At 68.7% G+C, this 11,436-nt stretch carries 11 protein-coding genes; 4 read left to right on the top strand and 7 right to left on the bottom strand.

From position 1 onward, the window contains the following. Positions 1–104: 104 nt before the first annotated feature. The 3 genes from AB0D28_RS29495 to AB0D28_RS29485 form a co-directional block, all read right to left on the bottom strand. The gene (locus AB0D28_RS29495; protein ID WP_357391135.1) at positions 105–563 is read right to left on the bottom strand and encodes a tyrosine-type recombinase/integrase; all 459 of its coding nucleotides are present in this window, start codon (positions 561–563) and stop codon (positions 105–107) included. 70 nt (positions 564–633) lie between these two features. Next, positions 634–879, bottom strand: coding sequence for a hypothetical protein (locus AB0D28_RS29490; RefSeq protein WP_357391133.1), 246 nt, complete (start codon positions 877–879; stop codon positions 634–636). Positions 880–1,220: 341 nt separating this feature from the next. Beyond that, positions 1,221–2,411, bottom strand: a complete 1,191-nt coding sequence (locus AB0D28_RS29485; RefSeq protein ID WP_357391131.1) for an IS110 family transposase — start codon at positions 2,409–2,411, stop codon at positions 1,221–1,223. Positions 2,412–2,956: 545 nt separating this feature from the next. Between AB0D28_RS29485 and AB0D28_RS29480 the strand changes: the two genes are divergently transcribed. Beyond that, complete coding sequence (locus AB0D28_RS29480; protein ID WP_357391129.1) at positions 2,957–3,517, top strand: hypothetical protein; 561 nt, start codon at positions 2,957–2,959, stop codon at positions 3,515–3,517. A 40-nt stretch (positions 3,518–3,557) separates the two neighbouring features. On the opposite strand, the gene AB0D28_RS29475 is transcribed toward AB0D28_RS29480, so the two are convergent. From AB0D28_RS29475 to AB0D28_RS29460, 4 genes are all read right to left on the bottom strand, one after another. Next, positions 3,558–4,403, bottom strand: a complete 846-nt coding sequence (locus tag AB0D28_RS29475; RefSeq protein ID WP_357391127.1) for a hypothetical protein — start codon at positions 4,401–4,403, stop codon at positions 3,558–3,560. Beyond that, a complete protein-coding gene (locus AB0D28_RS29470; protein ID WP_357391125.1) occupies positions 4,400–4,981 on the bottom strand; it encodes an RNA polymerase sigma factor in 582 nt (193 codons plus the stop codon). Before AB0D28_RS29470 ends, AB0D28_RS29475 begins: the two co-directional genes overlap by 4 nt. A gap of 126 nt (positions 4,982–5,107) precedes the next feature. Beyond that, on the bottom strand, positions 5,108–6,259 hold the full coding sequence (locus tag AB0D28_RS29465) for a hypothetical protein (protein ID WP_357391124.1): 1,152 nt from the start codon (positions 6,257–6,259) through the stop codon (positions 5,108–5,110). 6 nt (positions 6,260–6,265) lie between these two features. Continuing rightward, positions 6,266–6,577, bottom strand: coding sequence for a hypothetical protein (locus AB0D28_RS29460; protein WP_357391122.1), 312 nt, complete (start codon positions 6,575–6,577; stop codon positions 6,266–6,268). A 292-nt stretch (positions 6,578–6,869) separates the two neighbouring features. On the opposite strand from AB0D28_RS29460, the gene AB0D28_RS29455 reads away from it, so the two are divergent. From AB0D28_RS29455 to AB0D28_RS29445, 3 genes are all read left to right on the top strand, one after another. Continuing rightward, complete coding sequence (locus AB0D28_RS29455) at positions 6,870–8,987, top strand: DEAD/DEAH box helicase family protein (protein ID WP_357391120.1); 2,118 nt, start codon at positions 6,870–6,872, stop codon at positions 8,985–8,987. Positions 8,988–9,137: 150 nt separating this feature from the next. Beyond that, on the top strand, positions 9,138–9,650 hold the full coding sequence (locus AB0D28_RS29450) for a hypothetical protein (protein ID WP_357391118.1): 513 nt from the start codon (positions 9,138–9,140) through the stop codon (positions 9,648–9,650). A 141-nt stretch (positions 9,651–9,791) separates the two neighbouring features. Continuing rightward, on the top strand, positions 9,792–11,054 hold the full coding sequence (locus tag AB0D28_RS29445) for an ATP-binding protein (RefSeq protein WP_357391116.1): 1,263 nt from the start codon (positions 9,792–9,794) through the stop codon (positions 11,052–11,054). The last annotated feature ends 382 nt before the right edge of the window (positions 11,055–11,436 follow it).

Raw genomic sequence — 11,436 nt, 5'->3', positions numbered from 1 at the left:
CAAAGCCGAGCACTTCCAAGCCTTCGCCGACCTCGCCGCCATCCTCATCTGCCACCGCCGACTCGCAAAAATCACCAACTGAGACACCCCCTTAGGTCGGTCGCTCAAGCGGTACGGCGCCGCTTGTTCTTGATTCTGTCGGCGACGGCGGTTGCGGCTTCGTGGTGCAGCCGCTTGACGACGCTTTGGTAGGTGTCGCGGGTGAGTGTGGTGGTGGAGTGGCCGAGTTGGTCGGAGACGACTTTTATGTCGATGCCGGCGTCGAGGGCGAGGGTGGCGGCGCCGTGGCGCAGGTCGTGCAGTCGGATGGGTGGCAGCCCGGCTTGTTTGACGAGGCGGCGGAAGCGTTGGGTGACCGCGTTGGGGTGCCATGGTCTGCCGTCGGGGCGGACGAAGAACAGTCCGGTGTCGGGCCAGTCCTTCCCGGCGGCGAGGCGCCAGGCGGCGCGGCGGGCCTTGTAGGCGGTGAGGACGGCGACGGTGTCGGGGTCGAGGGTGACCTCGCGGTTGCCGGCGTCGCTCTTGGGCCGTTTCTGGTGGGCCTCGTAGCCGTGGGTGGCGATCTGGTTGACGATGCTGACCTCGCCTTTGGCGAGGCGGCCCTTCCCATTCAGCCGTGACGCGTCACCCTGATCAGAAGACCAGGTTGAAGTAGTCCCATCCGGTGGAGATGACCTTGCCTCTGGCGTCGATCCAGTTGCCCTTGCCGTCGGTGGTGTACATCCGCAGCCGGTAGCTGCTGTCGACGCCCAGCATGTCCATCATGTTGTCGCCGTTCCAGCCACCCGGGGTCACGATGCTCTTGAAGCCGCCCCAGCCGCTGCCGATCTGGGTACCTGACGGGTTGGTCCAGCCACCAGCCAGGTCGGTCTGGTACATCTTCAGGTAACCGTCGCCCCCCCTGCTGGGGTGGGCACGCGATGGGTGCGCGGATCGGCGGTGCTCGTCGGCCATGGGGTTTTCGGCAAGGACACGTCGGACCGACCGGAGGATGGCCTGAGCAGGACTTACGCCTGTTCTGCTGATCTTCGGCAAGCGAGCACAGCAATGCGCGTGTGCGACCCGCTAACGTGAAGGCAGAATAGGAACCCGCAGGTAGTGAGCCTCTGGGTACAGGTAGAGCGTCGTCTTAGGAGTCTCCATGTGACTCCGGGTGATCTTGGTGGGCAGGATGAAGTGGCCGGCGGGACCATTGTCGCGTCGGCGGGGAGCGTGGTGGTTCAGGCTGCGGTGCGGACTGCCGGCGTCGGTCGGGCGAAGGTTTTGCGGTCGCGGATGAGTGTCCAGAGAACGTCAACGCGTCGTCGCGCGAGAGCGAGAATGGCTTGCCGGTGGTTCTTTCCTTCGGCGCGTTTCTTCTCGTAGTAGGCGCGGGAGGTAGGGCATTCCCTGGCGGCGGTGAAGGCGGCCATCCACAGAATGTGCCGCAGCCTTCGGTGGTAGCGGCGGGGCTGCCGATGGTTGCCGGAAATTGTTCCGGAGTCGCGGGAGACTGGTGCCAGGCCCGCATGGGCGGCCAGTTTGGCGGGGCTGTCGTACTCGGTCATGCCGGCGGTGTGGACGAGTAGTTCGGCGGTGAGCAGGTTTCCCATACCCGGCAGGCTTCCGATGATCGGCGCCAAGGGGTGCTGGTCGAGTTGGTCGGCGATGAGGTCGTCGACGGCGGCGATGCGTTGTTCGAGTGCGAGGATCTCGGTGGCCATCTGCCCGACGACCACGGCGGCGGCACGTTGCCCGGGCAGGGTGACGGTCTGCTGCCGGGCGGCGGCGACCATCGCCTCGGCGACCTGGACGGCGTTCTTGACGTGGCCGCGGCGGAGCAGGGCGGTGATCCGGTCGACGCCGGCGTGCCGGATCGCGGCCGGGGTCTGCCAGCAGGCGAGGACCATCATCGGGGCCTTGCGGTTCAGGTCCACGGCCCGTTCGAGGGCGGGGCTGATGCCGGTGAGGAGTTCCTGCAAACGGAACAGGGTGGCGACGCGCTGGCCGACGAGGTCGGCGCGGTAGCTGGTCAGGACGGTGAGTTCGGCGAGGAGCCGGTCGGAGGGTTCCAGGATCGGGATGTCGGGGCGCATGCGGATGGTCTGGGCGATGACGACCGCGTCGCGGGCGTCGGTCTTGTTCTCTCCGGCGAACGCGGCGGCCATGTGAAAGGCGACGGTGCCGGAGACGTAGCGGACCTGGACCTGCCGCCGCCAGAGCAGGGTCAGCAGCAGCGCCGAGAGGCCGGTGGTGACGTCGACCGCCCAGCAGACCGCACGGCCGTGCGTCGACACCTCGGCCATGACCGTCAGCAGGGCGGTTTCGTCGTTGGCGACCCGGCGGGAGTGGACCAGCCGGCCGTCGCCGTCGACGGCGGCGACGTGGTGGTGGGTCTTGCCGATGTCCACGCCGATCCACAGCTTCGCCACCGTCTCGCTCTCCTTATCTGATCGGTTCTCTGGAATGGCTCTCGTCTGTGGATCTCGGGTTTGCCGGCACCTTCTAACGATGCGAACGCAGGTCGCGGGTCTCCATCAGCGGTCTACCGAATCTCGCAGACGACGAAGCGGCGGGCGGCATCTCCTACCGTGAGCCAAGCGATCTCGACGAAACACACGCAGCCATACCCACCGCCTCCGGGCATCAGGGTCTACGGCTGTCGGTGCCGCTCCCGTTCAACCCGGCCCGCCCGCGGAGCGAGAAGTGGGTGGCACCTCGAGGCTCAGCCACGATCACGGCGGAACACACTTCAGCCATCCCCACCCCCGGAGCCGCGGGCGCGGCAACACCGAGCCTGCCGCCGTCGTCGGCCGGCACCCCGGACACGATGTGCGGGACCTGCGCAGCATCAGCGCTCCCTCGAGCGCGGAGCAGGCGTACGGCATGTTGGCCGAGGACGACTGGTCGCCGGCCGCTGTTTCGCGGCCGGCCTGATTCCTACGCCAACCGCCGCGGCAGCGGCTTGAATAGCGGTGTGCAGGTCAGCAAGGACGGGCGGGACTGGCGCATCGGCGCCGCCGCCGCCGTGGGCTGGATCGTGGGTCACACCACTGCCGGCGTCTCGATCACCACCGCGATCCCGCCGGTCTTCGACGCCTACGCCACCACGTACCAGACCGACGACGTCACCGCCGCCGCCTACGAGCAGGCCCTCATCGAGGCCCTCACCACGCACACGCCCGACCAGCCGTGGTGGCTGGCCTACCTCGACACTGGCGCCCACGACGTCGTCTTCCCCCACGCTCCGAGGGTGTTCCTCTATTGGAACTGGCCGTACGTGCTGGTCCAGGCCGGTCCCGAGCAAGCGCTCACCTGGCGGACCGGTGGTCACATGCGCCACGGCCGCGGAGCGCTGCCCGACCTGTTCTTTCCCGCGGACCGGTCGTGGCTGGTCTCCGCGCTCTGGGACGACACCTGGACCTGCGTCGGCGGCCCGGCACCACTGATCCACACCATCGAACGCGACCCGGTGGCCAACGCCCGCCAGATCCGACCCGACGAGGACACGCTGCCACCGGGGCTGACCCGCGAGTGACGACCCACGCCCCGGGGCAGCGGTCAGCCTCCGACGGCGGCTACCCTCGCCACTTCTCGGCGGGTCGGCAACCGCTGGTCGGTTTGCCGTAGATCGGCTTCCCGTCCGGACCCGCATAGCAGTGCGCCAGTTCGTCTTCGGCCTGGAACAGCGGACGCCTGTCGATCTCCGTCCCGTGGGCGTCATAGCTGACCAGTTCAGGGTCGTTGCCGGCCTTGAGTCGGGCATCGCTGGTCATCAGGCCGAACGCGCCTTCGGAGAGCCGGGCCGCAGTGGTGTGGCCGTCACCGTGGTCGAGCACGAGCCGGTGAACCCGGCTGCTGACCCGGCCGCTGACGCCGACGTCCCCGCCGTCGGCTTCGGTGGAGGTCAGCAGCAGCCGCTGCACCGGCCCCGGCAGCCACTCACCGTGCGGCCACGGCTCCGAGGGGCCCCCGCCGGACACCCGAGGCGTTCCCGCCCACTCCACGTCACACGTGGTGTAGCCGACGTCGTTCATGAACAACACCAGCGCGCGGTCACCCCCCTCGATGGCCACCGCCAGGTCGGCCAGGGACACCGGGACGGGTTGCTCACCCGGATTCTGCCGGGTCTGTCGTTGCGGGGAGTTCCACTGCAGGCACTGCTCGGCCGCATCCCGCAGCGTTGGCGACAGCTCCCCGACCCCCATGGCCAACACCTGCAGGGTCGAGCGCTCCGGCCGGTCCCACACCACCGCCGCGGCACCGGACGCCACGGCCAGCAGCGCCACCCCGGCCATGGCGATCCTCAGTCGTGGCGTACGCGCGGGAGGCGGGCTCGCGACGCCGAGGAGTCGGGCCCGCATCGCGAGCGCCGCCTCCGGTGGCAGGTCCCGCTCCGCGGGCAGGTCGAGAATGTCGTTCACCGTTTCCCCTCCAGGATCTCCTGCGGCATCAGACGGGCCAGGCGGCTGCGCGCACGACTCACCCTCGACCGCACCGCCACCTCGCTGATGCCCAAAACGGCCGCTGCGTCCGGGTACGACACACCGGACCACAGGCACAACGCCACCGCCTCCTGTTCGGCCGGCGGCAACCCGCGAACCACCGCGAGGACCTCGGTCATCCGCCGTTCGTCGTCGAGCCGCGCAGAGACGTCCTCGGCGAGGTCACCATCGGCGTACCGCTCTCCCGGTAGACGCCGTAGCAGCGCCAGCCACCGACGCGCCGACCGCCACTCGGAGCGGACCGCGTTCGTGGCGACGACCAGCAACCACGGCAGCGCCGAGCCGTCCACGAGTCGCGCGTCATGACGTCGGCGCCACGCGACGAGGAACGTCGCCTGGGTGACGTCCTCAGCCGTCGACCATGAGCCGGTCAGCCGGAACGCGTGGTTGTAGACCGGACGGGAGTACCGGTCGAAGAGCCGAGCGAACGCCGACTCATCACCGGCGGTGATCGAGGTCCACAGATCCTCGTCCGACGGCCGTACCTGATGCCTCACACCACACTATGGCCGCCAACGCGGGATCTGTTGCAGATCGGCCATCCATAGCTGAAGGCTGATCTCAGGGCTGGCCACGGCGCGCGTCGGCGACGGTGGCCAGCTCACCGGGCGGCGATCCAAGCGTCAGGTGTCGAGGCCCGCGAGGTTGAGGCGTTCGAGCAGGCTGGGCTTGCGGGCGTGCACCGCCCGCAACTCGGCCAACCGGTCTCGGAACGATGAGCTGTCCCCGTCGCGTTCGCCAAGGTCGCGCAGATCGACGAGGAGTTGTACAGCGGTGTCGTACTCGCGGGGTTTCTTCGTGGCGATGAGTTCGTCGACCCGCTGCCATGCGGCGGGTTGGTCGCTCGCGAGGGTGTCGAGGTGCCGTTGCCGGGCTTCTGCGGCGGACCGTTCCCTGCGAACCCGGTCGCGTTCGCGCCGCTCGGCGTCGAGGCGTTCCCGTTCGGCGCGCAGGTCGGCGGCGATGGCGAGTAGCTCCCCGGCGGTGCGGGCGGCCGTCGGGGTGGACGCCTCGGTGGGATGCGCGTCGCGGTAGCGGCGCAGAAGTCGGCTGCGCAGGTGGCTGTCGCCGCCGGTGATCAGGTCGGTCAGGATGGCGTCCTTGTCCCGGGCGGGTAGCCCGACGACCCAGGTGCGTAGTTGCGCGGCGGTCGGTTCACCAGCGGCGGCTGGCGCCGACCCGGCCGCCGCGGCCGCGATCAGGTCGGGGTCGATGCGGAGGAACTCGGCGACGGCGGTGAGGGGCGCGTCGAGGGTCCCCAGTCCGTCCGGGGCGGGCGGTTCAGGCTCGTCGTCGGCGATGTCCTCGGACTGTACGCAGCGCAGCCAGGCCAGGTAGAGCAGGCGCAGGTCGCCGGCGGCGAGGCCGGCCCGGACCGGGATGATCGAGGCGAGCAGGCTGTGGCCGTCGAGGTCCCACTCGTCGGTGCCGTCCTCGTCCTCGTCGTGTAGGTCGATGATGACGTGCGTGCCGGCTGTCCAGGCGGATGCGCTGTCGCCATGGCAGTAGTGGGCCACGGTGGCGGGGTCGAGCACGTGTTTCGGTAGCCGCAGCATGAGCCGGCGGGTTCCCCAGTTCGCCAGGTACAGGTGCGCGTCGAAGTACCGTTCCATCAGCGTGCGCGGGTCGCCCTTGAAGTTGCCCCACTCGTAGGTGTTGACGAAGCTGGTGGCGGTGATGTCGGCCCGGGTGGACAGCGAGCGCAGCTCGGCCCGCTCGCGGCCGGTGAGGGGTCGGTCGACGGCGGTGAATTCGTAGTACTGGTACTCGCTCATGGTGGCCTACCTCCCGGCCCAGTGCCGGTAGGCGTCGACCCACGCGGCACCGTCCGGCATAGGGGTGGGTAGCGGAAGGTCGAGAAGACCGACCCGTTGCCGGTGGCGGCCTCGGGCGCAGACCGCGACGATGCTGTCCGCGGTCAGGTCGATCTTCTGCACGGTGGCCTCGACGCCGAGGACGGTGGTGGTGAACGGCACCGCCAGATGCTCCTCGATCATGGCGAACAGGCCGGCACGCTGGTCCTCGTGACCGTCCGTGTCGACGGTGGCTTCCTCGATCATCGCCTCCAGCGCGGCGGTTCCCTTCGATGCCATCGGCGGAGGATAGCGGACCGGTGTCGGGGTGTTCGGAGCCTGATGCGCGAGGATGGTCGGCATGGGTTCGGTGGCCGAGTTCGTCGATCTTCGGCGGGAGGTGAAGCGGTTACGGGCGGAGAACGCCCGGCTGGGGCGTCTGCTGGAGCTGCGCGGCCAGGACACGACTGCGGCGCCGGAGCAGTTGTCCGCTCCGGTTGAGCCGCCAGGGCTGGTCACCATGGCTTCGCCGACCCGGGACAAGCTGACGTTGTTCACCGACCGGTTCCGGGCCCGGGCCGACGTGTACGCCGTGCGGTGGGACAACGCCCGTACCGGCGCAGCCGGATGGATGCCCGCGGTCGCGGGCGGCTGGCGCAAGGGTATGGACCGGCAGGGTGCCACCTACCTGCCCCGCACGACGGAGGTCGTCGCGGCACATCTGGTCGGCGACGTGTTCATGGGCCTGTACCCGCTGATGCCCGGCAACACCTGCCACTTCGTCGTGGCCGACTTCGACGGCCCGACGGCGATGCTCGACGCCCTCGCATACGTGAAGGCGGCACGCGCCTGCGCGGTGCCCGCCGCGTTGGAGATCTCCCAGTCGGGCCGCGGAGCCCACGTGTGGGCTTTCTTCACCAGCGCTGTTCCCGCGGCCACCGCGCGGGCCGTGGGTACGGTCCTGCTGCGCGAGGCGATGGTGCTGCGCGGGTCGATGGATCTGCGGTCGTACGACCGTCTCTTCCCCAACCAGGACGTCCTTCCTGAGGGTGGCTTCGGCAACCTCATCGCCGCGCCGCTACAGGGCCGCCGCCGCAAGGATGGACTGACCACCTTCCTCGACCTCGGCACCCTCGAGCCGTACGCCGACCAGTGGGCATTTCTGTCGACACTGGACCGGCTCAGCCCCGGCGACGCCGAACAGATTGCCCGGCAGGCCAAACAATCCGTCACCGGTGCCGACATCGCAACGATCAGCCGGTCCGCCGCGACGCAGGTCCACCCTCCACTGCCTCCGGTGGTCCACGCGGAGGCCGGTGCCGGGCTGAGCATCGACGCCGGACAGCTCACCCCCGCCGCACTCGCCACGTTCAAACACGTCGCCGCCATGGCCAACCCGAAGTTCTACGAGCTGCAACGACTCCGCAAGTCCACCTGGGATACGCCACGCTTCATCCAGGGCTACGACCTCACCCTCGATGGTCGCCTGGTCCTTCCGCGCGGGCTGCGGCACACCATCGCCACGATCGTCGAGCGCGCCGGGTCGCGGCTGGCCGTCACGGACGTACGAAACTCCGGGAGCGAGATCGACATCGCTTTCACCGCCGAACTCACCGGCAGGCAAGCCAGCGCGGTCGGCGCGCTTCTCGCCCACGACGACGGGATCCTGGTCGCCCCACCGGGCTCCGGCAAGACCGTCATGGCCTGCGCCGTGATCGCCGAACGCAACACCTCCACCCTCGTCCTCGTCGACCGCAAAGCCCTCGCCGACCAGTGGCGCACCCGCATCCAACAGTTCCTCGGCATCAAGCCCGGCCAACTCGGCGGCGGCCGACGCAAGCTCACCGGCACCGTGGACATCGCCCTGCTGCCCTCCCTCGCCCGGCGCGACGACGTCGCGACCCTGACCCAGGGTTACGGGCACGTCATTGTCGACGAATGCCACCACCTCGGCGCCGCAGCCTACGAGCACTCGGTCAAACGGATCGCCGCGCAGTTCTGGCTCGGCCTCACCGCCACCCCCACCCGACGCGACGGCCTCGGACAACTCGTCACCTGGCAACTCGGACCCGTCCGCCACACCCTCACCGACGAGGAACAAGGCACCCTCGCAGCCGCGATGCACACCGACGCCGGACCCCGTCGAGCGCTGTTCATCCACGAGACCACCTTCCAACCCGGCGACATCGACCTGGACGCGCCCGGCGCGCTCGCCGAGGTGCACCGACGGCTGGCCCTCGACGAGCCCCGCAACACCCAGATCACCGACGACGTCGCCGCAGCCCTGACCCGCGGCCGCAACTGTCTCGTCCTGACCCGACGCGTCGCCCAGGTCGAGGCACTCACTGCCTTGCTCGCCGCACGCGGACACCAGCCGCTCGTGCTCCAAGGCGCGATGAGCACCCGCGAACGGCGAACCATCGTCGACCGGCTCGACGGCGCCAAAGCCGGCGACGGTCTGCTCGTCATCGGCACCACACCGTTCATCGGTGAAGGCTTCGACGCCCCCGCCCTCGACACCCTCTTCCTCGCCGGCCCGATCTCCTACGACGGCCTACTCGTTCAATGCGCCGGCCGCGTCATCCGCGCCGCGGCCGGCAAGGACCTCGCCGAGGTCCACGACTACCACGACCCAGCCACACCCATCCTTGCCGCCTCACTCCCACGCCGCATGCCCGGATACCGGGTACTCGGCTTCACCAGAACATGAGTGCATGCCATCGCGATCACCAAGACCGGTCCCGCCGGTTACAGGGATTGACAAAAGGCCAAGCGTGCTGGGCCTAGCATGGCAGGCTAACGGCCATGGGCCGGTTTCTCCGAGGATGAGCTGCACGCGGTTGTCTCCAGGTATGAGGCGATGCGGGCGGCCGCGTTGACCGAGCGGGACGAGCAGATGCGGGCGTTTCACGCGGCCGGCTGGCGGCCGGTAGATCTGCAGCGGGTCACCGGATACAGCCGGGAGACGATCCGTCAGGCGCTACGACCGGAAGTCCGGCGGGCGACGAACCTCAGCCGGCGCAGGATGTCACCCCAGCCGCCAGCGGACTACCGGCCATACGGCGACCGGAAGCCCTACGTGGTGGCCGAAACCCTCGCCGCACTGCACGGTCCCACCGAAGGGACGGTGACGCTTCCGCGTCACCTCGACTGGTCAGGGCATGCCGAGTACGACCTGAACCGGCCCGCACGCCTGGCCGGCATGTACAAGGTGGTGCTCACCGAAGCCAGCACCGTCGAGGACCTGCACACCTGGCTCAATGCCGACCTGCTGCGGCGGCTCTGGCCCACCCTGTGGCTGCCACCCCAGCTCCGCCAGGACTGGGAGGGTGCCTTCCCCGAACTCGCCGCGATTTGCAGCAACGCGACGTAGCGGTGGACCCCTTCCACGAACCGCCCCGTTCGCCTAACCCGCAGATCGAACATCAAATGCCCGCGCATCGAACGCCTATGGCACCGCAAATCGAAAGCAAACGGCCTCGCAGATCAGAAATGCGGCGGTTATGATGACGCCGTGCCCACACCGCACCTAATCCCCCGCCGCGCCGCCGCGCAGGTCAACGCCGCTCTGGCGGACACCCGCGTCGTCTTGATCAGTGGGGCACGCCAAGCAGGCAAGAGCACCCTGGTTCGCCTCGTTGCCGGCGACCGTCTGGCCGAGCGCCGCGATCTTGATCGGGCTCAGGACCGGGCGGCGGCGATTGCCGATCCGGTCGGGTTCGTAGACTCCTCCGAACTCCTGGTCATCGACGAGATCCAGCGCGCTCCGGAGCTCCTGTTGGCCATCAAGGCTGCCGTCGACGAAGATCCCCGTCCTGGCCGTTACCTGCTCACCGGATCGTCTCGGCTGTTCGGCATGGTGGCTGCGCCGGACGCGCTGCCCGGTCGGATGGAAACGGTCGAGCTCTGGCCATTCTCCCAAGGCGAACTCGACGGAGCCCTGGACGGATTCATCGACGCCGTCTTCGCGCTCGGCCCGGACCTGCGACACGAGTCGAACGTGACCCGCGCCGACTACGCAGCCCGAATCGTGCGCGGCGGCCTACCCGAGGCCACCACCCGTACCGACCCGCGTCGCCGCCAACGCTTCCTCGATGCGTACGTCCAGGCGCTCATCGACCGCGACGTCCGGCAGCTGTCCGACATCCAGCACAAGGGCGAGCTACGCAAACTGGTACGCATCCTCGCGGCCAGATCCGCGACCATCATCGCCGCCAACGCCCTTGAATCCGCCCTCGGACTGAGCCGGCCGACGATCGCCCGATACCTCCAAGCCCTGGAAGAGATCTTCCTGATCAAACGGATTCCCGGCTGGTCCCGCAACCTGGGCACCCGTGCCACCGCCGCGTCGAAGCTGATCTTCGTCGACTCGGGCATCGCCGCCAACGAAATCGCGACCGACGCCCGGGCACTGCTCCGGCCGGGTGCACCGTTCGGCCCGCTGCTCGAGTCATTTGTGCTGTCCGAGCTGTCCCGGCAGCTGACCTGGTCCGAGGAGTTCGTCGACCTGTCTCACTACCGCGACCAGAGCAGGTACGAAGTCGACGCGGTGCTCGAGACCCGAGCTGGTCAGGTGGTCGGCATCGAGGTCAAAGCAGCCAGCACCGTCGGACCCGACGACTTCCGCGGCCTACGCCGACTCGCCGACCGCCTCGGCGACGACTTCATCGTCGGCATCGTCCTCTATACCGGAACCGCCACGCTGCCGTTCGGCGACAAACTCCGCGCCATGCCGGTCAGCGCCCTATGGCAGGTTTCCGCCTCGGGCAGAGAGTAAGCTCGGCCCAGAGTGGACGCGACCCAACGCCGAGCCGAGCGCAGCACGTCGCAGTAGACAACTACGACGGTCGATGAAAAGTAGAGCTGACCAGCACTTACGCACTTCGCTGAGCTTCCGCAGGCGATCACAGCGGCGCGCACGTGCGACCGGCGCAGGACCCTGGAAAGAGAAAATCCGCAGGTCATCAGTCTGCGGACACAAACGGAGCGTCGGGTTAGGAAACCGATGCTCTATCCCCTGAGCTACGAGGGCGCGAGGGCCCAGTCTAGCGACCTGGGGGTTCACCTAGGGCCTGTGTCGAAGTCCGTGCGAGGGCTTGAGCTGTTGGGTGAGGATCTTGGCGTGTCGGTGTTCGAGATGTAGCGAGGTCTCCGGTATC

Origin of the sequence: Micromonospora sp. NPDC048169, assembly GCF_040652815.1 — a bacterium.
GTDB lineage: Bacteria > Actinomycetota > Actinomycetes > Mycobacteriales > Micromonosporaceae > Micromonospora.
The sequence above is the reverse complement of the archived record's forward strand: the minus strand, read 5'-3'. Positions and strand labels throughout refer to the sequence as shown.

What these genes read in the sequence shown, in the direction of transcription:
- AB0D28_RS29490 (WP_357391133.1), bottom strand. Translation starts at nt 879, where the DNA reads ATGTACCAGACCGACCTGGCTGGTGGCTGGACCAACCCGTCAGGTACC.
- AB0D28_RS29465 (WP_357391124.1), bottom strand. Translation starts at nt 6,259, where the DNA reads ATGAGCGAGTACCAGTACTACGAATTCACCGCCGTCGACCGACCCCTC.
- AB0D28_RS29460 (WP_357391122.1), bottom strand. Translation starts at nt 6,577, where the DNA reads ATGGCATCGAAGGGAACCGCCGCGCTGGAGGCGATGATCGAGGAAGCC.
- AB0D28_RS29450 (WP_357391118.1), top strand. Translation starts at nt 9,138, where the DNA reads ATGCGGGCGGCCGCGTTGACCGAGCGGGACGAGCAGATGCGGGCGTTT.